Genomic DNA, 22,110 nt, shown 5'->3' on the forward strand with positions numbered 1-22,110 from the left:
AAAGAGAATGATAGTAAAGGAGAAATACAATGACATCGATTATTATCCCAGAGATTGAAGAAGGCATTGAAAAAATCCTTCTTGTGCAATGGTATAAACAGCCAGGCGATTATATTACGGTGGGCGAAAGCTTAGCCAAATTCAGCTGTGAGGGCATCGAATTTGACCTCTTTTCAGAAAAAGAAGGTACCCTTAAAGAATTGAACGTAGCGGAGGACACTATAGTCAAGATTGGTGACCTGATATGTTATTTGGATTCTGGTGATGCAATTTCTGAAGAATTATTAAAAGAAGTTGAAAAACAAGAAACGATGGAAGATAAAGAGCCGATTGAGAGCGTAACAAGCTTAGCTGAAAAAAATAACATAGACAGTTCCATATACTTAATGAATAAGAACGAAGAGCAGGTTCTATTCTCACCTGATTCCCAAACCGTTCCGGTCTCTGCCATTTCAATGACTTATAAAGAAGTGAGATCTTTAATCAGCCATTTATATCAAAGTGCAGATGAAACCTTCTTCAAGGATGAAGCGGGCTTCTTTCAAGACATTAAAAAAATGCTCCGTTCCAGATGGGTTTACATGAATAATGGGAATATTATATATGATCACAACATCGCAGCGGTATTTCCTTATAGAGAATACTATGAATTAATGGACGAGGATTTTGACTACAAAAAGCATCTGGACGTTTCCGGTTTTAAAGGTGATGTCATGACACGGGAAGAGGCTGCGAAAAGTTTCAATACAACCGATCACCCTGTATATAAGAGAATATTAACTTTAGACGATTATTCCGCGAATAAAAATCCTTCCATTTCAAGGATATTTGCCAATCAAACGGCTAACTCTTCTAAATCGATAGCGTTTAAATCCAACGGGTACGACATTCAAAGCTACGATGTAGTAAATCAAAAAAACAATTTGCTGGGAAAAGGATTTTTCGTTCCCGTTTTCCGTTTAAATGGGGAAAATGCTTTTGAAATCAATGACCGAAAGGCTCTCCATCTCTGGCTGGAAAACCGGTTAGTTCCAAGCGGATTAAGCGCAGAACGCCAGAAGGAGTATGGTTATTTGCTGGAATTGTATCAATTAAAGGAATTAGATCATGAAAGTTTTCTTAAAGAATTGCCATCGATCGCTATCGATTCCAACACGTTTTATGAGAAGCTTTTAAACTCTGAAAAAGTAAGAGCTGATATTGATACATATGATGAAAAGATGCTAACAGATCCAAACCGGGGACATTGGGATTTATGGCCTGTCACTTCTGATGAAAAACCTTTAACGATAAAACTGAACGAAGAAATAATGGCCAGAAACCCTAAAATGGATATTAGGGAGGACGGCATAGTTGGCATTGATTTTGGAACGAAAAGTACAGTGGTCGTCCATCAAGAAGAAAGTGATTTTACTCTTCCCATGCGTATTGGGGTTGGCTACCATAACACGGAAGTACAAGACTGGCATTATGAAAATCCAACCGTGATTGAATTTATTGATTTAGAACATTTCCTGGAGCTTTATCAAGAAAAAGAAGGAAGACCAGATACAAGGTGGCAGGATGTGACGGTTTCCCACAATGCTCTTAACAACTTGATGAATGGAAAGAGTGACCATTATTATTCCATATTGAATAATCTAAAGCAGTGGGCTGGGGAAAAGAATAACGAACTTCGATTAAAAGACAAGAGGGGATATGCCGTTGTACTGCGTTCCTTTTTGGACTTAACCGATCAGGAAATCAACCCAATTGAGTTATATGCCTACTACCTCGGTTTGTATATCAATAACCAGAACAATGGGATTTACCTCGATTACACCCTTTCTTTCCCGGTGACGTATGAAAAAGAGGTAAGGGGAAAAATTCTAAAATGTTTTGAACGCGGGTTAAAAAAGACGCTTCCTATGCCGATTCAGCAGGATGGAGAATTAATGAAAAAGTTTCGTGTCACCGCTGGGGCGAGTGAACCTGCAGCCTATGCCGTTTGTGCGTTACAGGAATACGGGTTTGAACCGGAAGAAGATGAAAAAACGTACTATGGTGTATTTGATTTTGGTGGAGGAACGACAGATTTTGATTTTGGGATTTGGCGTGAAGCGGGCTTGAAAGAAAGCAGATATGATTATGTCATTGAGCATTTTGCAGCGGGCGGAGACCGGTATTTAGGCGGTGAGAACATGCTGGAGCTTTTGGCGTTCCAAGTGTTTAAAAACAACCAAAGAACAATGCGTGAGCTAAACATTCCTTTTACCCTCCCAGCGGAATGTGTGAAGTTTCCCGGAAGTGAAGCACTGATTAATGAGTCACAAGAAGCCTATTTGAATACGAAACAATTGGTGGAAAAATTAAGGCCGCTTTGGGAAAGACATGAACGGTATGAAGAACAGTTTGGAAAAGGCATGATCCGGGCGGATTTGTTTGACAAAGCCGGCCACGCTAAACTCAATGTGGAACTTTTGATCGATCAAGATGAAATGGAACAACAGATTGAGGAAAGAATCGACAAAGGCATTAAAAATTTCTTTGAGTCATTACGGCGCGCTTTTGCCCGGTCAGAACACAGCAAAATTAATAAAGTGAATATACTGCTTGCGGGTAATTCAAGTAAATCCCCGATCGTCATGAATCTATTTAATAAATGGATTGAAAGGGAAGTGCAGAACACTCAAAACTGGGGAGAAGTGTCTGGTGATCTTTTTGAGATTCTCCCGCCACTGGGGACAGAAGGCGCTTATTTAAAGCAAGAAGAGAGAAACAGAGTGGTTAACCGGGATATAATAACCGCCCCTACAGGAAAAACAGGCGTTGCCTTTGGGCTTGTACAAAGCAGAAAAGGCGGAAGTATAAAAGTTATTGACCGCGATATGGTGAATGGGGAATCAAAGTTCAAGTATTTTCTTGGCATCGGGAGAAAAGGGAAATTAAAAACAATGATTGATCAAGAAGAAGAGTATAACATTTGGCATCTTTTCATTGATGCGTCAGAAGAAGATTTTGAAATTTATTACACAAGCCTGCCGGAAGCTAGTACCAATCAGCTTGATATTAAGCAGGCACAGAGGAAAAAGCTTCGGATTGAGCATGTGGATGATTCAGCTTTTGTTTATATTCGGACCATAAGCCCGACTGTCATCGAATATGTTGTTGCAGATGAAGGCTTGATTATAAGCGGGGATTATTTAAGTGAAATTACTAAAGTGGAATTAAGCTGATTTTCCGATTGGAAAGGGATAATTCAATTGTAGGGGCATTTTTGGGTTTGATTGATTCAAATGAATATATCAAGAGCCGGTTTTGATAAATAAATTTAGGATATGAATAGATAAAGAAGTTATGTTTTATTTGATTGGTATAAATGGAAGATGTACCCACTTTGTGCATCGGTTAAGGTTTTATGTAAAAAGGGCCGTGAGTGGAAGACAGCTCACTTTAAAGGCCTCCCACAGTTTACTGTGGGAGGCCTTTTCATGCTCAGCGTATTTGTATTCCCGTGGTACTTTATAATGTTTAAGAAAAAGTTTTCATTTTCAACATTTAATGCTAGAAGCTCTATGTGTTTATCCTGAGGGCTCACTTCTTTGATCCATCTGATGCTCCATAATCATTAATAGTTAGTTTTACATCGTAGTTGATCGGAGTTTCACTAAATGTTTGGTCCCAATCCTTTTTGACCTTCTTCCATACTTTTGGGTGCTCAATTCTCAATTGATTTCCGAAGCCAGCAACGTCCACTTGGTATTCTTTTTGCATTTTTTCTAATACATTCCCCACCAAGCGTTTCACTTCTTTTTCAGATGATTTTTCTGCTTTTTTTAAAAATTCATTTTTAAAAGTATTTCCTGAAGTCACCCAATTTTCCGACAGTCTACCCACTGATTCAATGTTTACATCAAAAGAGATGCTGTCTCCTTTAACTCGAGGTACGATACTGCTTTTCATGGATTCTATCTCATACACAATCAGCTGACCGGTTTCTTTATCAAAGCTTTTCACTACACCGCCTTTCCCCTTACCTGTTATCCATGTGACGCCCTCCAGTTCTTCCTCATTCAAAAAACCAGTCATTTTGTGTGTCCTTCCATCGATCACGGCAGCACCCGCAAATTTGACTTGCCCATCCACTGATAGAACTTTTTGGATTAGAAAACTAGATCCTGATTTGATCTTGCTTTCTACTTTAATATGCGACATGGGAGGTAAAATCCTCGTTGTTCGATAGGCATTTTCTACAATGCCAGTCAGACGAAAAGCTGGAATTTCTCCATCTTTCTTTGTTTCCAGTGTCTTGCTTGCTCTTCCTTTACTGATGAGCACAAGACAGCTTGGTCTAACCTCACTTTCTCGAAAATTTTGATTAAGTAATTGTTCCAACTTATACGATTTTGCAAGATCTTCACCGATAACAACCACTTTCAGATGGTGAGCGGTTACGGGTTGTTCACTTCTCAATGATAATTCACGAACCATTTGGTGGAAGGAATCACCAGTTTCGGAAACGTTAAGATAAGATTTTTGTTCTGGTCCTGATTGTTTCGTTGTTGAACTTGCTACTTGTGGAGTGATAAATTGATAGGTTGCAGTAATCCGGTCCTTTTTTGAATAACCACCCCCTTGTTCGTTTAATTTTTTCTCGATGGAGGACGGCTTGGCTTTATCGAATGCCAAACCTATACCTAGACTTTGCTCTTCGATTTCATGACTGCTCCAACATCCTGTAAGGGATAAGAACAAAAGAACGGAGAGGGAAATGAAGAGGGGGCGTATATTGTTATGTGATTGTTTCATATTTTCCTCCCTTTATTCTTGAGATGATAAGCAGGAGAAGCGGAAGTAAACCAAATAAAAACAATGCGACATTGCCGACCAAATCCCCTAGTTTAAATAGGTCATTCATATTTTTCGGAACCATGGCAATGATGTATAGAACCGGAAGCGAGCCGAACATGAATGGGTGAATGCTCTTTTTCGAAAGTTGAGCTAGCCCTAAAGCGGCTGCAAAGTAGGTTATGGTAAATGTAGCAAATATTTGCATGATCCAAACCACGAGCAATAAAGATTCAAACCGTTCAAAGATCAAACCGGAGATTTCAAAACTGCGTATCAGATCCAGAGTCGGCCATGTTCTCGTGGCCACTCCATCAACAGATAATGCCCCGATAACCATGACGACCGTTATTACATAAAAAGTCAATGGAATGGAAACTCCAACAAGCAGGGCTTTTACTGCTTTTTTTGGCTGATTCATAAACGGAATAAGCAGTAACATGATTTCAGGCCCTGAAAAAGCGAGAGCCGTTGTTTTTACCCCTTTTAGTACAGGGATGACTCCGTCTCCTAATACAGGACGCAGATTATCAATTTCAAATATTTTGATGCTCATAAAGGTAACTACCAAAAAAAGGATAACTGTCAAAGGTAATATAATTTCAAAAAGACGGGCTATCGGGTTAATGCCACCGATGATGAGATAAAGACCTACCCACATGAAAATCATAATAATTGCCCATGTAGGGGTACCCTCCAGAAGTAAATACCTTATAACTTCAGCCATTGAACGGAGCTGAAATCCGGAAGTCATAAGAAAATAACATATAATAACTAAACTAAGAAAACTCCCCACCCATTTTCCTACAATTTCATTGATGTATTGATAAACGGTTTTTTCGGGAAACTGTTGGCTTAATTTGACCATGATCACCCCCGCGATAATGGCAATAACCCCGCCTAAAATAACGCTTATCCATACATCTGGTGTATGTACCTTCTCTGTAGATGATCTGGGTAGGGTGAGTAATCCTGTGCCGAGTATGAAGTTGATGACAATGACAGCTGCTTGAGGAGTTGTAATTTGGTCTTTCGGACTGAGAATCATTCTTTAACCACCCTTTCACCGATAGGTTATCCTTTACGTATGGGATTTTTTGTATGCATCATCTTTGGACGGCGCTTCATCATCATAAGCGGCATGCGAACCATCAGGTCTTTCCATTCACTTAAGCGATAAGGAACGGCTGGACTCATATAAGGTACACCAAAGCTTTTTAATTTCACTAAATGGCTGGTCATTAAAAGAAAAAAGAGAATGACCCCGTATAATCCAAATGTGGCAGCACAAATCATAGCTGGAAAACGCAGAATCCGTAATGTAATCCCAATACTATAGTGCGGAATGGAGAATGATGATATAGCAGTTAACGCTACTACAATCACCAAAACAGGGCTAACGATCCCTGCCTGTACAGCAGCTTCCCCAATGATTAAACCGCCGACGATACCCATTGCCGGACCAATTGGCTTAGGTAAGCGCAGTCCTGCTTCCCTCAGAATTTCGATGGATATTTCCATGAATAATGCTTCGATAAGTGCCGGAAACGGAACCCCGGACCTGGTTCCTATAATGGAGATGGCCAGTTTGGTCGGAATCAACCCTGAATGAAATGAGATGAAAGCTATATATAAAGACGGTGTAAAAAGAGCCAAAACAACTGTGAGATAACGGAGTAAACGTATGAATGTGCCAGGAATCCATCTTTCATAATAATCTTCTGGTGATTGTAACATCATGCTTAATGTAACTGGAACGATCAAAGCGAATGGCGTCCCATCCAATAAGATGGCCACCCGGCCTTCCATTAAAGCAGCAATCACGCGATCAGGACGCTCTGTATTCTGTACCTGAGGAAAAGGACTAAGGTAATTATCCTCGATGAGTTGCTCTACATAACCTGATTCCGGCACATTATCAATATCAATTTTCTTAATTCGATTTTCTACCTCTTGAACTAATTCGGGATCAACAATATCTTTAATGTAAGCGACAACTAAGTCTTTTCTTGACTGCTTACCTACTTGGAATTGTACTAACGATAAATTTTCAATTTCACCACTACCTCTTAAAAAAGATGTATTATCAACTAAAGATTCAGTGAAACCAATCCGTGGACCTCTGACTAATGCCTCTGATACCGGCTCTTCAACAGTCCTTGTTTTTAGTTTTGTTGTACCAAGGATTAGGGCTTCCACTAATCCATCAATTAAAAGCGCGGTAGAACCTGTTAATACTTTAGATGCTAACTCTTTAATGGAACCAACTTCTTCTACCTCACTGATAGATAACACTTCATTTTTTATGAATTCTTTTGAAATGCTTCCTTTGATGTAAGGAAGATCTTGTTTATATTCTGCTGAAAAGTCAACCATCAATGATGTCATGATATGTTTATCAATGATGTCTTTATCTGATAATCCATCCGCAAAAATGATAATTGACCGAATACCGGTACGCCCTATATTAAATTCTCGAAAATAAACATCCCAATTATGTCCAATTTCTTGCTTAACCATTTCTAGATTTACATTAAAATTATCTGTAAACTGATCAGTTGAATCTTGGGAGGAATTTGCTTCTTGTTTGTCTTTATCGGTACCTTTTCCTTTTTTACCGATCTTTGATATCCACTCTTTCATTTTCATCACTCATCCTTTGAGTTGCGAAGCCGATTAAACAATTTGGAGATTAAATACGGAATAACAAACACAATAAAAGCTTGTATAAAAACCTGCCATTCTGGAAGGTAGGAAACAATTGTTTTCCACATTTTCATCACCCTATACTTGTCTCAGATAGCCGCTAAAATTCCTTTAATTCTCAAATAGTATTAATATCTTCTACGTTTCTTATGCAATGAAGTTAAAAGCAATTAGCCGTATTTACATACTTTATACTTCGTATTACTATGTGGGAAAAATGATTTTGAATATAATTGAGGAGAAGGAAGAGGCGAAATCGATGTCTGGGACTTATCCTAATGACTCTTTGTTTTTAATTAACGATGGAATGATTTTTATTATTAATATTTGGCTTTTCCTCTTTGTAATAGAGAAGACTTATGCTCAATATTCGAAATATATATATCAAATTGAAATGATGTTCGGAATAATATATACTAAAAATTGAGAATAATTGGTAAATGTTATCTGCTTTTATCAACTTAAGAATAAGATGTCCCAATCGCAACCCGGTACGGAAAAGGACACGATTAGCGCTTTATAGGATTGTGAAGCCTGAAAAAGAGCGGAAAGAATGAGAATAATGTCTTTAGGTATTGGTCAAATGGTAAAGGTGTTCCTTAGTTTCTAAAGTGCGATATCAAAGGGGTTGAAAAAGATGAATGTATGGACAAGCTGCACACTAAGTTCAATTCTGGTACTTTCCTTACTAGCGCCATCCGAGTCCTTTGCCAGTGAAAATCCAAATCAGGAAGCCGCTGTGAGTAAGGAGACTGCCAGTCAGTATCCAATATTAAAGAAAGTAAATAAACCGGAAGAAGCGGGATTTTCGTCTGAAAAGCTGGAAAAAGTGGATCAGCTCATTGAAATGGAAGTGGCGGCCGGTTTCCCCGGTGCTGCCTTGATTGTCATAAAGGACGGAAAGATCGTTAAAAATGAAAGCTACGGGTACAAACAGAAGTTTAATGAACATACACCTCTTAAGAAGTTTCAAAAAATGGGAAATGACACGTTATTTGACCTTGCTTCAAACACGAAGATGTATGCAACCAATTTTGCCATTCAGAAATTAGTCAGCGAAGGCAAGCTGGATATCCAGGCAAGAGTGCAGCAATACATTCCTGAATTCAAAGACACGGAGGAGGATGTGATCAAAGGAAAGGACAATCTGAGGGTTATTGATGTTCTGCATCATACTGCAGGGTTTAGACCCGATCCGCAATATCATAATCCAAAGGTTTCGAAAGAACTTTATTCCCAGGAGCGGGATAAAACCATCGAGTTCATTTCCAAGACACCGCTCACATATGTACCTGGAACACAGAATGTCTACAGTGATGTCGATTATATGCTGCTTGGCGCCATTGTTGAAGAAATAACGGGTCAGCAGCTTGATGCCTATGTTGAAAATGAATTGTACAAGCCGCTTGGTTTGAAAAATACAAAGTTCAACCCTCTTCAAAAGGGCTTTAAGCCAAAGGACTTTGCCGCAACTGAATTGCTTGGCAACACCCGGGATGGCGTGATAGATTTCCCTAACATTCGCACATACACACTTCAAGGGGAAGTACATGATGAAAAAGCCTTTTATTCGATGGGAGGCGTTTCAGGGCATGCAGGTCTTTTCTCCAATACGGAAGATATGGCCGTCCTTCTGCAGGTGATGCTGAATGGCGGGGGATACGGTAAACATACGTTGTTTGATCAAAAAACAATCGATGAATTCGTCGCACCTTCCGAGATGAATCCTACATATGGTCTTGGGTGGAGACGGAATGGCGATGCTAGTATGGAGTGGATGTTCAGTCCTCATGCAAGCGACAGTGCCTACGGTCATACTGGATGGACCGGGACGGTCACGATCATTGATCCGGAAATAGATTTAGGGATCGTTTTACTTACTAATAAAAAGCACTCTCCGCTCGTCAATCCTGTAGCCAATTCCAATCAGTTTTTTGGCGACCTCTACAAAACAGGAAGCTATGGAAGTGTTGTAACTGCGATTTATGAAGCATTGGAAACGAATGAATAAACGGATATCTCCATAAAGTTTAAGACCTCCCATTAATGTCGGGAGGCCTTTTTTCTTGTTCTATAAAATGTCTGGAAGCTTTATTCTATACAGTTTGGGCAAGGATCAGGTTTTTATATGCGCCGTCTTGATGGAGCAAATTATCATGGGCACCTTGTTCGATGATTTCCCCATTTTGTACAACGATGATTCGATCGGCATGTTTAATTGTCGCTAATCTATGTGCAATGACAAGTGTAGTCCGATTTATCGAGAGTCGCTCCAATGCTTTCTGCACGGCTTTTTCGGTCTCGGTGTCCAGAGCTGAAGTGGCTTCATCAAGGATTAATATCGGTGGGTTCTTCAGGAATATACGAGCAATCGAGACACGCTGCTTTTGCCCACCCGATAATTTCACTCCACGTTCTCCAATCAACGTTTCCAAGCCTTCGGGCAATTGTTCGATCAAGTCATTTAATTGAGCATCTTCAATGGCTTGGTACAATTGGGCTTCGGTTGCCTCGGAATTGCCGGTGGGGATTATCGTTTCGATTTTAGGAGCGCCGTATTTTATCTACTTACTCGTGAAAAACATTTAATTATAGTTTTCAGAAAAAAGCCCATTTTCCAGGACGCTAGTGAAGATGGGCTTTTTTGCAGGAATGGTTGTTCCTTAGAAAGGATATAGATGATGGCTGTACGGCGGCTTTCGGGAGTGATGAATCATCCCCTAAAAGAACTATTTTAAAAAATATATTGACCGAACAGGTTGTATCCGCTTACAATGATATTTAGTTATTAGTGTATTTAGAAAATTGTAAAAGAGGTACCTGCATGACAAAGGAATTCGACAGAAGAATCGGGCGCCATGCAATCATGTACGCGTTTGCGAACGAAGAAGAAGAAGCCATATTGACGAATGACCTTAAGCGGATGGATTGGCTTTATGGAAAAGGTAAAGTCGGTTCAATGGAGCTGCAGAAAATAGTTGCGGCCATTGAGACATCAGCGAAAAGACTTGGATTAGTCAATCCCGATATGTATCGTGAAATGCATGCGCTGTATCATGCGATCATCGAAGCACTCCAAGGAGTGACACGCGGCCAAGTTGAGCTTGGCGGTCTTTTGAGGACTGCGGGCCTTCGGTTTGCCATCGTTCGGGGCAGGCCGTTTAAAAACGGGGACGAAGGTGAATGGATTGCTGTCGCCGTGTATGGAACGATTGGAGCACCGGTTCGGGGATTTGAACATGAAGCCGTCGGCTTGGGAATTAACCACATTTAAATAATTAAAAGCCTATAGTTATTTAGTGAAATAGGGGGCTGTATTGATAGACTGGATAAGTCTGTCAATATGGCCTCCTTTTGTGTGTTTAAAAAAAGAATAGGGGTGCAGGAAATGATTATGTTAACGGGCCAAACTTTAACGATTGAAGAAGCGAAAAAAGTATTGTATGGAGAAGCATTTGTCTCTGCTTCAGCCGAGAGTGTTAAGAAAGTGGAAAAAAGCCGCGAAGCGGTTGAAAATATCGTGAAACAAAAGAAAGTCGTCTATGGCATCACAACAGGCTTTGGAAAGTTCAGCGATGTTTTGATTGATGCAGAGGACGCAGAGCAGCTACAGTGGAATTTGATTCATTCCCATGCGTGCGGAGTCGGGGAACCATTTCCAGAGGTGGTTTCGAGAGCTATGGTCCTTCTCCGTGCCAACGCGCTATTAAAAGGGTTTTCCGGCGTCCGTCCTATCGTCATTGAACGTTTGATCGATCTTTTGAATGCTCATATCCACCCGGTCATCCCTCAGCAAGGTTCTCTTGGGGCAAGCGGGGACTTGGCACCGCTTTCACATTTGGCGCTAGTATTGATGGGAGAAGGGGAAGTGTTTTATAAAGGAGAGCGAATGGAGGCCATTGCAGCTTTATCGAAAGAAGGCATTCTTCCAGTGACACTTAAAGCAAAAGAAGGTCTTGCATTAATTAACGGAACACAGGCCATGACGGGGATGGGCCTCGTAAATTATATTGAAGCCGAACAGCTGGCTCATCAAACTGAAGCGATTGCTTCACTGACTTTAGAGGGATTACGCGGCATTGAAGACGCCTTTGATCCGGATGTTCATCTAGCACGCGGTTACCGCCAGCAAACAGAGGTCGCTGAACGGATTAGCCGCATGATCAGCGGCAGCCAGCTCATCACTAAACAAGGAGAATTGCGGGTTCAGGATGCTTATTCCCTCCGCTGCATCCCGCAAGTGCATGGGGCGTCATGGCAAACTCTTGATTATGTAAAAGAAAAATTGGAAATTGAAATGAATGCCGCGACGGATAATCCGCTTATTTTTGACGATGGGGAAAAGGTTATTTCAGGGGGGAACTTCCATGGCCAGCCGATTGCATTTGCGATGGACTTCATGAAAATCGCTGTTGCCGAGCTTGCGAATATTTCAGAGCGCCGGATTGAGCGACTCGTCAATCCTCAGCTGAATGATTTACCGCCATTCTTGAGTCCGTCACCTGGCTTGCAGTCTGGAGCGATGATCATGCAATATTGTGCAGCTTCCCTAGTCTCTGAGAATAAAACACTCGCACATCCTGCAAGTGTTGATTCCATTCCATCTTCAGCGAACCAGGAAGACCATGTAAGTATGGGAACGATTGGGTCACGGCACGCACATCAAATCATTCAAAATGTTCGCCGTGTTTTGGCGATTGAGCTCATTTGTGCCTTACAAGCGGTTGAATACCGTGGAATAGAGAAGATGGCCCCGTTTACAAAAGAGTTTTATACGGAAGCAAGAAAGCTCATTCCAAGCATTACACAAGATCGTATCTTTTCAAAGGATATTGAAGCAACGGCAAGCTGGTTACTGCAAATTGACTGGAATTCATTTATTCATAGGAGTTTACCTACAACTTAATATGAAGCTCGGAATACCCGAATGAACGTTAGGCTTATAGCCCTTTGACTTGGGTTTTAAGCCTAACATCTTTATGTAAATGCTACATAGATCCCAGAAATCCAAAAAAGGTCTAAGCATTAGAGAAAATGACCTTGAAATAGTAATATATGCAGGAAATGACTATTGATGGAATGATCGACTTTACCTATTCGTGCTAGATTAAATATGCATTTTTGGAGGGGAATCTAATTTGGAAAATCGGCAATTGCAACCACCTGTCATAAATGAAAAAAACCAGCCTTCAAATACTTTACAAAGGAAGCTAAAAGCACGCCACCTTACGATGATTTCGCTGGGCGGTGCAATTGGAACAGGGCTGTTTCTCGGAAGCGGGCCAGCCATTCACTCTGCGGGGCCTGGCGGTGCTTTGGTCGCTTACACCGTAATAGGCATAATGGTTTATTTCATTATGACAAGCCTTGGAGAACTGGCATCATTTATGCCGGTCAGCGGCGCTTTCAGTACCTATGCTACACGTTTCATCGACCCGGCATTAGGGTTTGCGCTTGGTTGGAACTATTGGTTCACATGGGCAATGACTCTTGCCGCGGAACTATCTGCCGCAACGATGGTTATGAAGTTTTGGTTTCCCGACAGCTCGTCTTTTTTATGGAGTTCTTTGTTTTTAGTTTTGATATTCTTATTGAATTACGTATCCGTTAAAGGATATGGCGAAGGGGAGTATTGGTTTTCCCTCATCAAAGTGGCGACCATCATCATTTTCATTGTTGTCGGAATATTGATGATATTCGGGATCATGAATGGAGAGGCGATTGGTTTTAAAAACTTCACAGTAGGTGACGCTCCGTTTGCCGGTGGTTTTTTGGCAACATTGGGTATTTTCATTGCTGCTGGATTTTCTTTTCAAGGTACAGAAATAGTCGGTGTTGCAGCCGGTGAAAGTGAAGACCCGGCAAAAAATGTACCACGTGCAGTTCGCAGCATTTTTTGGAGAATCTTCCTCTTTTATATCCTGGCCATATTGGTTATCGGATTGATCGTTCCTTATACGAATGGCAGTCTGCAGGGACACACGATCATGGTTAGCCCATTTACGATGGTGTTTGAAAAAGTGGGACTGGCATTCGCTGCTTCCGTGATGAATGCCATCATTTTGACAGCCGTATTATCCGCAGGTAATTCGAGTCTTTACGTGACAAGCCGAATGTTGTACTCCATGGCAAAAGAAGGGCTGGCACCTCGTATTTTTGGCAAGCTTAACAAACGCGGCGTTCCCATTTGGGGATTGGTTGTCACTTCACTTGTAGGGATGTTGGCCTTTTTTGCTTCCATTTTCGGTGATGGAGTCATTTATATTTGGCTTATGAATGCGGTTGGAGTCACTGGATTTATATTTTGGCTCGGTATAGCGGCAAGCCATTACCGGTTTAGAAAAGCTTATATTGCTCAAGGGCATTCACTGGACGATCTTCCCTATAAATCAAAATGGTTTCCTTTCGGGCCGATATTTTCCTTTGCCCTTTGTTTCTTCGTATTATTGGCGCAAAACTATCAAGCCTTTATTGGCGATGACATTAACTGGGCCAGTGTGTTCGCTGCTTATCTTGGCATCCCGTTCTTTTTGGTAATGTGGCTTGGTTATAAGTTCATAAAGAAAACGAAAGTAACTCCGCTAGAAGAATGCCAAATCGATTTTGATGAACATAGGAATGCTAAATAGTTTGTATCGATGATATGCATGAACCTTGAAATGAATCGGTTGTTTCAAGGTTTTTTCTGTATAAGTGACACATTTCCATATATGGAACATACCAATAAAAAAATGTGTGAAATCCCAATCTTGCCATGTGATTTTTAAGCGGAAAATCACCTTTCCCACTTTTTGGATGATTTTAGAATTAAAAAAAACTGAAAAAAAATTGCGGCCGATGTTGGGAGTTTATGATTATAGGAAGCCGAAGTGTTGGTATATCAAGGTTTTTGGAGTCTTCCGTAACCTTTAGAATCGATGGCGAAAATGGGCTTTTTAGGCAAGAATTCCGTCCCGCATCATTTGAACTTATATTCATTCTTTGTTAAGGTAATGAAGTACTTTAGGGTTACAGGTTCAATCCGTTTGTTGGGACTGAACAAAACTCTAAAATAAAAAACCATTATATTTCAGTTGGTATATGCTGTGCCTGTTAGTTTCCTCAGTTGTATTGCACCTCTTTTCCCTGCAAAGCTCATTAGACCTATTGGGAATCCCATAATCATATTTCTATGCGTTTTGGTGTTATACTGCACTGCAAGTATCATTCCACCTGGTAAAGGAAATGAAGTACTTTAGAGGGTAGTCGTAAGTCCATCATCAGGACAAAACTCTAAGTGGAAATCGTTTATATTACAGTTGGTATATGTTGTGCCTGCTAGTTTCCTCAGTTGTGATTGCACCTCTTTTTTCCTACTTGAAATGCTCAATTTATCACACAAAATATAATCCAAGTAAAGAATTGCTTCTTGGGAATAATAAATATAGATTATTTTTCTATACACGTATGCCCTGTGCCACTAAATAAGTGTCACTTCCGCTTTTTTGAAGGGGTAGAATTTCGGTTATTTCAAGATACTTGTGCATTAATAATCATCACTCGCATAAAACGGGGGAATTCAGCAAAACTGAATATCATATGGGCAACTATTAGAATGAGGTGACTTGATGAAGCCGTATGTAGAAGTCAGAAATGTCTCGAAAATTTTTGGCAAATCTCCAAAAGCAGCAACAGACTTATTGAAGCAAGGCAAATCGAAAAAGGAAATCTTGAAAGAAACGGGACAAACGGTCGGAGTGAATAATGTTAATTTCGAGATTTATCCCGGCGAAATTTTTGTCATCATGGGTCTATCCGGAAGCGGGAAATCAACTTTAATCCGCATGTTCAATCGTTTGATCGATCCCACTTTGGGGGAAATCTTAATTGATGACGAAGATATCGTGAAGATGAATGCTGCCCGGTTAAGGGAAGTCAGACAAAAGAAAATAAGCATGGTATTTCAGAACTTTGCTTTATTCCCGCATAAAACGATATTGGAAAACGCTGAATTCGGGCTCGAAATTCAAAAAGTAGATCCAGCGAAACGTCATGAAAATGCGATGAAGGCTCTTGAGGCCGTTGGATTGAAAGGCTACGAAAATCAGCTGCCATCACAGCTTAGCGGCGGTATGCAGCAGAGGGTTGGGTTAGCCCGGGCACTCGCCAGTGATACGGATATCCTACTGATGGATGAAGCGTTCAGTGCCCTTGATCCATTGATTCGTAAGGATATGCAGGATGAACTGATTCAAATCCAAGATCAATACAAAAAAACGATCATTTTCATTACCCATGATCTTGATGAAGCATTAAGAATCGGGGATAGAATTGCCCTTATGAAAGATGGAAGCGTCATTCAATTGGGTACCCCTGAACAAATCATGATGAATCCAGCCAATGAATTCGTCGAGAAGTTTGTGGAAGATGTTGATCTATCAAAAGTATTGACAGCGTCTCATGTGATGATACGCCCAGAGAAGATTGCGGTGGACAGAGGCCCGAGGGTTGCCTTGGAAATCATGCGCAAACAAGGGTATTCCAGCATTTTCGTTGTGGATAGGAAGCAGAAGTTATTGGGGGCCGTGACTGCTGAACAGGCACGTCAGGCAATGAGTAATAACCAATCGATTTCTGAAGTGATGACAACTGATATCCCAACTGTAAAAGAGGATGAATTACTTGGAAACCTCATGGATGTGATGGCGACTTCAAGCTTGCCGATCTCAGTGATTGATGATCAGAACAGAATTAAAGGAATTCTTCTTCGCGGTGCCGTCATCGGTGCTTTGGCCGGAAATAAAGATTCCTTGAATGAAATGGAGAGTGAATAATTCAATGAATATGCCGAAAATCCCACTAGGAGCATGGGTCGATTCTTTAGTGGATTGGATAACTATTGTATTTGCTGGATTATTTACACTTATTACGAATGTGATTGAGGGACTACTGGATATCCTGGTCGATGTAATGAGTGCTGGACCTTCCATCGTGTTAATCATAGTCCTGACCCTTCTGGTTACCTATACAAGCAGATGGCCATTGGGATTATTTACATTAGTCAGCTTACTTTTGATTGATAATCTTGGTTATTGGGAATCAAGTATCCAAACACTGGCAATTGTTATATTGTCAGGAGTCTTAACCATAGTGATCGGGATACCGATCGGAATATGGTGTGCCCAAAATAACACCGTACGTAAGATCGTAACCCCAATCTTGGATTTCATGCAAACGATGCCTGCCTTCGTTTATTTGATTCCTTCCATTTTATTCTTTGGAATAGGGGTAGTGCCTGGAATCATCGCGTCATTCATTTTCGCGATTGCACCGACAATCCGAATGACCAATCTTGGGATTCAGGAAGTGCCTAATGATCTGATAGAAGCATCTGATGCTTTTGGTTCAACCAGCAGCCAAAAGTTATTCAAGGTACAAATACCATTGGCTACTCCAACGATTATGGCAGGAGTTAACCAAAGCATCATGCTGGCACTATCCATGGTAGTTACAGCTTCATTGGTTGGAGCACCCGGACTTGGGGCGGATGTCTACCGGGCTGTCAGCCAAATTAATGTTGGGCAAGGATTTGAAGCGGGTTTATCCATCGTAATCATTGCAATCATACTCGATCGTATCACGCAAAACCTTCGTAAACCAGCTTACGAGCATGTCGTAAGGAGGAAAATCATTTTTACAATATTGGCCTTACTAGTTGTGGGTACTGCGCTATTCGGTACTTTTACAAAAGATACGGCTGTGAACGGGGATAAAAATAGTTTTGCTGCCAAAACCGATTATGAAATCATCGGTATTGAACCTGGAGCAGGATTGATGAAGTTGACTAAAACGGCTATAGATGATTATAAACTGGATGACTGGAACGTGGTTGAAGGGTCATCGGCAGCGATGGTTGCAGAATTGAAAAAAGCAATCGATAAAGAAGAACCCATCGTCGTTACTGGCTGGTCACCGCATTGGATGTTCTCAACATATGACTTGAAATATCTCGAAGATCCGAATGGATCCTTCGGCAAGGCTGAAAACATCAATTCCATTGCCAGAAAAGGACTTGAACAGGATGCGCCAGGTGCCTATAAAATTCTTGATCAATTCTACTGGGAAACAAAAGATATGGAAGATGTAATGGTCAAGGTTGCTGATGGGATGTCTCCTTCAGAAGCAGCAGAAGAATGGATAAAGAAAAATCAGGACAAAGTGTCCAAATGGACCCAAGGAGCACAATCAGGAAGTGGTGAAAAGATCAAACTGGTTTATGTTGCCTGGGACACTGAAATTGCCAGTACAAATGTGATTAGCAAGGTACTGGAGCAGAATGGCTATGATGTAACATTAAGCCAGGTTGAAGTGGGACCAATGTTTGCTGGCGTTGCAAACGGAAGCGCGGACGCTATGGTGGCTGCATGGCTTCCGGGAACACATCTTGAATACTATAATAAGTATAAAGATGACATGGTTGACCTTGGACCAAACTTAAAAGGAACAAAACTTGGTCTGGTCGTACCGGATTACGTCGATATTGATTCAATTGAAGACTTAAAATAAGAAAGAAGAGGGAATTCCAGTAGTGGAATTCCCTCTTTTTTAAGTTTATATGGGCCGCTGGGAATCAATGGATGGAAACGAATTTATTCCTCAATTCCTCTTCCGTTACTTCGATCTTTCCTTTCAAGTCTTCTGCCAGTAATACATAACTTTTCACGCCAATGAATTCAGAATGCGATATTAAAAAGAATTTTGTTCCTTTTTTATACGCAGATGGAACATCTTCAATCAACTTAAACATTTTCATCCTTTTTCCACCTTGGATATCATAAATTCGTAACGCATGTATTCATAACTAATTCGTGGTACAACTTCTTCTTTTCACTTTTTATATCATTGATATTTATGGGTGGTCAACTATTTTTACTGGTAGATACAAGTACCGCCTGTACTTGTCATTTGTTTGTGAATTATGAGTATTCCTAACTTTCTGTGGAACTGGGCTATCGTTGAATGTTAAAATTCAGTTGGAAAACAGTGTTTCTTTATACATAAGGAAGAGATAAGAGAAGCAATGAGTTGTTAAAGCAAAAAGTGATTTTGGAAGGTGTGGAAATATTGAAACCAATCATATTTGATGTAGATACGGGGATAGATGATGCCATGGCGATGGCATATGCTTTAAATTCCCCTGAATTGGAAGTACTCGGATTCACCACTTGCTTTGGTAACGTGCCCGTTGTTGATTCGACCCGTAATACACTTGCCGTCTTGGAGAAATTAAATAGGCGCATACCGGTATATGAAGGTGCTGACCAAACTTTGGTACGTGGAAGGAAGAAGCGGTATCCCAAGCATGTTCATGGGGAAGACGGGTTAGGAAATACCCTTCGGTTTGAACCAACCATCAAAGCATCACAAGGAAATGCAGTAGATTTCATTATCGATCAAGTGCAAAGCCGACCGCATGAAATTACGATCATTGCAGTTGGACCACTGACTAACATCGCATTGGCGATCAATAAAGCGCCGATGATCATGTCGCTTGTAAAAGAGGTCGTAATTATGGGCGGTGCCGTAAACGTACCAGGAAATGTAACCCCTTATGCTGAAGCGAACATAATATCAGATCCAGAAGCGGCACATCAGGTATTGACTTCAGGACTGCCGATCACCCTAGTGGGGCTTGATGTGACCCTGCAAACATACCTAATGAAATCGAAGCTTGATGATTGGCGTGCCACTGGTAAGGAAAGCGCCGAATTTTTAGCGAAAATGACCGATTATTATATGAAAGCATATGAAAACTCCCATCCAGGTTTGGGTGGCTGCGCCCTTCATGATCCGCTTGCAGTCGGGGTTGCGATTGATTCAAGTTTTGTCAGGACAGAATGGATGAACGTCAAGGTGGTGACCGAGGGTGAAGAAGCAGGCAGGACAATCGGTCAAAAGGATGGCGAACCTAGAATCCGTGTCTGTACGAATGTGGAAAGTGAGCGGTTTTTGAAACATTTTTTGGAACGGGTTATATGACTAAGCAACGTAATTGAATCATTGGCAAGAGCTGGCCTGTTTCTGTTGGATATATCGATTCTCGCTATATGACAAGGATTCCTGTCAGAATAAAGTTGAAAATAGCATGGTACAAATGGTCTTCCATTCATTCTGATGTCCTTTTGTAAATGATTTATATTCAATCAATAAATAAAAATTGCTTTTCAGAGTTTAATCAAACGTTTGATTAATTTCGTAGAAAAGAAAGTCGAAAGTCACTATTATTATGGTGAAAACCATATTAATGGATAACGGTTCAGAAATATTGGGTATAAGGTACTTTTTTTACCATAAAAAAGTAAAATATTAAAAAATAATTAAAAAATGGGTTTAAAGGTTTGGGAAAACAGGTACATAGACTTTCATAATGCCATATTTAGGTTTTTTTGCATAATTATAATTTACCATTTTTCGACTTTGCGCTTATTTATATGGCAGAAAATGTATGGTTCTATTAAAATGTACTATATAAGATAAAAGGAGGGTTTTTTCTATGTCACAAATTCGCGTAACACCTTCAGAACTGAAAGATGTAGCTAGACAATATGATAATGAGAGCCAACAAGTAACGGATATGATTGGTCGTTTAGATAGAATGAGAGATCATTTAACTGGTATTTGGGAAGGTTCCTCCAGTGAGGCTTTCGTAGGTCAGTACGAAGAATTAAAGCCTTCATTCATGGATATGGCTCGCTTGTTGAATGAAGTTTCTCAACAATTGAATAAATCAGCTCAAATCCTTGAAGACACAGATAATCAGATTGCTAGTCAAATTCGCGGATAATCATTAGGTAAATGAGAAAAAGAATTTCTAGGAAAAAGCGCCGCGACTCTTTTTGAAGATCGTGGTGCTTTTTTGCTTTAAAAGAGGTGGTTTCCATATATATTCAACTAACGATCGATTTAAACAGGTATACAGGGGAAGTATTTGATTTGCAAGTGTCGAATTACCGCTCCATCAAGAAGGTTGTGGAGATAATATGGCAGGTAAAGGATATTGCCAGTGCACCTAAAGAAGGCTATTGGGTGCGGGTTCAAAATAAAGAGTTCGTATGTTCAGGTTATGAAACCCTGCTTGATAGCGGAATTACGACGGGGGACCGCCTTGAGATCCTCTAATGGATAGGTGTGGACTCATTATAGGAAAAAAGTCTAAAGCCCTTTAGCAGGGGTAAAGGAGTTACATAAAATGGATGAGAAACCATATCTGGAGAAAAAAACAGAAGCTGCAATGATGAAGGATGATAAGGGGCATTCGTTCGTTTTCCAACGGGCAAAACTATCGATGCAGGACCCACTGGAATTACAGCTTATTCATGAAGCGGATGATGCTCTCCAGAAACATATAGAAGTGACAGAGGACGAGGTGAAGATCAGAGTAAATCCACCAGCCTCTTTTTTTGTTTTTTCCAAAGCTAAAGATAAAAATCCATTGAGTAAATGGTTATCGTCTTATCAAATCCTGAAGAAAATAAGGAATCATGAATTGAATCGCCTGCAACTAGTCGTCTGTCCGGAAAATATCGTTTTTGATTCAAGCTTGACCCCATATTTCCTGCATTATGGCGTAAAAGACAGTTTGCCTCCTTATGAGCATAATCAAGATGAGTTATTTAAAGAAACGAAGGCAACGATTTCGGCGCTTGTGGATGGGCAGCATACATTCGAAGAGTATCTGCTTTACCATAAAACACTGAAACTATCGAACGAATCACAAAGTATATTGTCATCGGGGACTTGGGATGAACTTTCCACGGTCATTCAAAACCGGATAGAAGCTTTAGAGAAGGAAGAAAAGGCATTTGTACATATCCCTGAAAAGAAATGGAAAACGGGCCGTTATACACTTTGGGGTACGGTGATCGTTCTCGTGCCACTGCTATTGTTTACGATTTACACACTATTCTTCTCACACCCTAAGCAGGAAGCATATGTAGAAAGCGGTGAAAGCTTCTTAAAACAAAAATACAGTGAAGTCATTGACCGTTTGGAAAACTACGATCCGAAAAAGATGCCGTATGTCGTTCAATATGAACTGGCGAAGTCCTACGTCACTTATGAACCATTGGAGGGAGCGGCCAGGAAAAACGTGGAAAATGCAATCACGTTGCAAACGGATAGTCAGTATCTCCTATATTGGATTTATATAGGCAGGGGCATGAGCGAGGAAGCGATCGATTTGGCGAGAATCATGGAGGATCGCGAATTGATTATGTATGGGCTGGTAAACCAGAAAGAACAGATTAAGTTGGACGATAGCCTATCTGGGGAAGAAAAGGAAACGCAAATTAAAGAAGTCGATACTGAGCTGTCCCAATATGAAAAGGAAAAAAAGGAATTGGATAAGCAAATGGAGGAACAGCAAGGTCAGAACCCTGCTGCAACAGATTCGAATGTAGAGGATAAAGGCGCAGCGGAAGCAAAACCTGCTGTAAAAGAAGAAGCGGAAAACGAACCTGCTTCTGGGGGAAAAGAAGAAAGTAAGGATTCCTCCAAAAAATCAACTGAAGAAAAAGAGAAAAGCAAAGAGTGAGCAAT

The 22,110-nt window shown here is 40.6% G+C and carries 16 protein-coding genes and 1 pseudogene; 12 read left to right on the top strand and 5 right to left on the bottom strand.

Going from position 1 to position 22,110, the window contains the following annotated elements; all coding sequences use genetic code 11:
- The first annotated feature begins 29 nt into the window (after nucleotides 1-29).
- Nucleotides 30-3,215 carry a biotin/lipoyl-containing protein gene (locus ACZ9AO_RS22850; RefSeq protein WP_476110634.1) on the top strand — a complete coding sequence of 1,062 codons (3,186 nt, stop codon included), beginning with the start codon at nucleotides 30-32 and terminating at the stop codon, nucleotides 3,213-3,215.
- A 358-nt stretch (nucleotides 3,216-3,573) separates the two neighbouring features.
- Here the strand turns inward: ACZ9AO_RS22850 and ACZ9AO_RS22855 are convergent, their stop codons facing one another.
- From ACZ9AO_RS22855 to ACZ9AO_RS22865, 3 genes are read right to left on the bottom strand one after another with little or no spacing between them, the layout of a single operon-like run.
- Entirely contained in the window at nucleotides 3,574-4,788 is a 1,215-nt protein-coding gene (locus ACZ9AO_RS22855; protein ID WP_476110636.1) for a Ger(x)C family spore germination protein, read from the bottom strand.
- Entirely contained in the window at nucleotides 4,772-5,875 is a 1,104-nt protein-coding gene (locus ACZ9AO_RS22860) for a spore germination protein (RefSeq protein WP_476110638.1), read from the bottom strand. Before ACZ9AO_RS22860 ends, ACZ9AO_RS22855 begins: the two co-directional genes overlap by 17 nt.
- A gap of 26 nt (nucleotides 5,876-5,901) precedes the next feature.
- Nucleotides 5,902-7,476: a spore germination protein gene (locus tag ACZ9AO_RS22865; RefSeq protein WP_476110640.1), complete on the bottom strand. Its 1,575-nt coding sequence runs from the start codon at nucleotides 7,474-7,476 to the stop codon at nucleotides 5,902-5,904.
- Between the two features lie 694 nt (nucleotides 7,477-8,170).
- On the opposite strand from ACZ9AO_RS22865, the gene pbp4b reads away from it, so the two are divergent.
- Entirely contained in the window at nucleotides 8,171-9,544 is a 1,374-nt protein-coding gene (pbp4b, locus tag ACZ9AO_RS22870; protein ID WP_476110642.1) for a penicillin binding protein PBP4B, read from the top strand.
- An 85-nt stretch (nucleotides 9,545-9,629) separates the two neighbouring features.
- On the opposite strand, the pseudogene ACZ9AO_RS22875 reads toward pbp4b, so the two are convergent.
- A pseudogene (locus ACZ9AO_RS22875) lies at nucleotides 9,630-10,064 on the bottom strand (ATP-binding cassette domain-containing protein); the annotation flags it as partial.
- Here ACZ9AO_RS22875 and ACZ9AO_RS22880 point away from each other — a divergent pair.
- From ACZ9AO_RS22880 to ACZ9AO_RS22905, 6 genes are all read left to right on the top strand, one after another.
- Nucleotides 10,015-10,122 (top strand): iron chelate uptake ABC transporter family permease subunit, encoded by a 108-nt coding sequence (locus tag ACZ9AO_RS22880; RefSeq protein ID WP_476110644.1) that lies wholly within the window; start codon nucleotides 10,015-10,017, stop codon nucleotides 10,120-10,122. The pseudogene ACZ9AO_RS22875 and the gene ACZ9AO_RS22880 overlap by 50 nt on opposite strands.
- 235 nt (nucleotides 10,123-10,357) lie before the next feature.
- Nucleotides 10,358-10,807 carry a hut operon transcriptional regulator HutP gene (gene hutP, locus ACZ9AO_RS22885; RefSeq protein WP_251542891.1) on the top strand — a complete coding sequence of 150 codons (450 nt, stop codon included), beginning with the start codon at nucleotides 10,358-10,360 and terminating at the stop codon, nucleotides 10,805-10,807.
- Between the two features lie 114 nt (nucleotides 10,808-10,921).
- Nucleotides 10,922-12,439 (top strand): histidine ammonia-lyase, encoded by a 1,518-nt coding sequence (gene hutH / locus ACZ9AO_RS22890; RefSeq protein WP_034306584.1) that lies wholly within the window; start codon nucleotides 10,922-10,924, stop codon nucleotides 12,437-12,439.
- Between the two features lie 325 nt (nucleotides 12,440-12,764).
- A complete protein-coding gene (locus ACZ9AO_RS22895) occupies nucleotides 12,765-14,162 on the top strand; it encodes an amino acid permease (RefSeq protein ID WP_081088805.1) in 1,398 nt (465 codons plus the stop codon).
- A gap of 978 nt (nucleotides 14,163-15,140) precedes the next feature.
- Entirely contained in the window at nucleotides 15,141-16,346 is a 1,206-nt protein-coding gene (locus ACZ9AO_RS22900) for a quaternary amine ABC transporter ATP-binding protein (protein ID WP_318292626.1), read from the top strand.
- Nucleotides 16,347-16,350: 4 nt separating this feature from the next.
- Nucleotides 16,351-18,078, top strand: coding sequence for a glycine betaine ABC transporter substrate-binding protein (locus tag ACZ9AO_RS22905; RefSeq protein WP_476110647.1), 1,728 nt, complete (start codon nucleotides 16,351-16,353; stop codon nucleotides 18,076-18,078).
- Between the two features lie 64 nt (nucleotides 18,079-18,142).
- On the opposite strand, the gene ACZ9AO_RS22910 is transcribed toward ACZ9AO_RS22905, so the two are convergent.
- Nucleotides 18,143-18,325, bottom strand: a complete 183-nt coding sequence (locus ACZ9AO_RS22910) for a hypothetical protein (RefSeq protein ID WP_048689530.1) — start codon at nucleotides 18,323-18,325, stop codon at nucleotides 18,143-18,145.
- A 311-nt stretch (nucleotides 18,326-18,636) separates the two neighbouring features.
- Here ACZ9AO_RS22910 and ACZ9AO_RS22915 point away from each other — a divergent pair, with 311 nt between their 5' ends.
- The 4 genes from ACZ9AO_RS22915 (at nucleotide 18,637) to essB (ending at nucleotide 22,105) form a co-directional block, all read left to right on the top strand.
- Nucleotides 18,637-19,551, top strand: a complete 915-nt coding sequence (locus ACZ9AO_RS22915; RefSeq protein WP_476110662.1) for a nucleoside hydrolase — start codon at nucleotides 18,637-18,639, stop codon at nucleotides 19,549-19,551.
- A gap of 514 nt (nucleotides 19,552-20,065) precedes the next feature.
- The gene (locus ACZ9AO_RS22920; protein WP_034306171.1) at nucleotides 20,066-20,356 is read left to right on the top strand and encodes a WXG100 family type VII secretion target; all 291 of its coding nucleotides are present in this window, start codon (nucleotides 20,066-20,068) and stop codon (nucleotides 20,354-20,356) included.
- A gap of 95 nt (nucleotides 20,357-20,451) precedes the next feature.
- On the top strand, nucleotides 20,452-20,691 hold the full coding sequence (gene yukD / locus ACZ9AO_RS22925) for an ESX secretion system protein YukD (RefSeq protein ID WP_053537134.1): 240 nt from the start codon (nucleotides 20,452-20,454) through the stop codon (nucleotides 20,689-20,691).
- Nucleotides 20,692-20,761: 70 nt separating this feature from the next.
- Nucleotides 20,762-22,105, top strand: a complete 1,344-nt coding sequence (gene essB, locus ACZ9AO_RS22930; protein ID WP_476110649.1) for a type VII secretion protein EssB — start codon at nucleotides 20,762-20,764, stop codon at nucleotides 22,103-22,105.
- The last annotated feature ends 5 nt before the right edge of the window (nucleotides 22,106-22,110 follow it).

The sequence above is a fragment of the Peribacillus sp. TE19612 genome (assembly GCF_056279465.1).

Bases quoted from the DNA above. Each gene is read 5' to 3' on its own strand.
- ACZ9AO_RS22895 (WP_081088805.1), top strand. From the start codon at position 12,765: ATGATTTCGCTGGGCGGTGCAATTGGAACAGGGCTGTTTCTCGGAAGC.
- ACZ9AO_RS22905 (WP_476110647.1), top strand. From the start codon at position 16,351: ATGAATATGCCGAAAATCCCACTAGGAGCATGGGTCGATTCTTTAGTG.
- essB (WP_476110649.1), top strand. From the start codon at position 20,762: ATGGATGAGAAACCATATCTGGAGAAAAAAACAGAAGCTGCAATGATG.
- pbp4b (WP_476110642.1), top strand. From the start codon at position 8,171: ATGAATGTATGGACAAGCTGCACACTAAGTTCAATTCTGGTACTTTCC.
- hutP (WP_251542891.1), top strand. From the start codon at position 10,358: ATGACAAAGGAATTCGACAGAAGAATCGGGCGCCATGCAATCATGTAC.
- ACZ9AO_RS22920 (WP_034306171.1), top strand. From the start codon at position 20,066: ATGTCACAAATTCGCGTAACACCTTCAGAACTGAAAGATGTAGCTAGA.
- ACZ9AO_RS22910 (WP_048689530.1), bottom strand. From the start codon at position 18,325: ATGAAAATGTTTAAGTTGATTGAAGATGTTCCATCTGCGTATAAAAAA.
- ACZ9AO_RS22855 (WP_476110636.1), bottom strand. From the start codon at position 4,788: ATGAAACAATCACATAACAATATACGCCCCCTCTTCATTTCCCTCTCC.
- ACZ9AO_RS22880 (WP_476110644.1), top strand. From the start codon at position 10,015: ATGGCTTGGTACAATTGGGCTTCGGTTGCCTCGGAATTGCCGGTGGGG.
- ACZ9AO_RS22860 (WP_476110638.1), bottom strand. From the start codon at position 5,875: ATGATTCTCAGTCCGAAAGACCAAATTACAACTCCTCAAGCAGCTGTC.
- ACZ9AO_RS22850 (WP_476110634.1), top strand. From the start codon at position 30: ATGACATCGATTATTATCCCAGAGATTGAAGAAGGCATTGAAAAAATC.
- ACZ9AO_RS22865 (WP_476110640.1), bottom strand. From the start codon at position 7,476: ATGAAAATGAAAGAGTGGATATCAAAGATCGGTAAAAAAGGAAAAGGT.
- ACZ9AO_RS22900 (WP_318292626.1), top strand. From the start codon at position 15,141: ATGAAGCCGTATGTAGAAGTCAGAAATGTCTCGAAAATTTTTGGCAAA.
- hutH (WP_034306584.1), top strand. From the start codon at position 10,922: ATGATTATGTTAACGGGCCAAACTTTAACGATTGAAGAAGCGAAAAAA.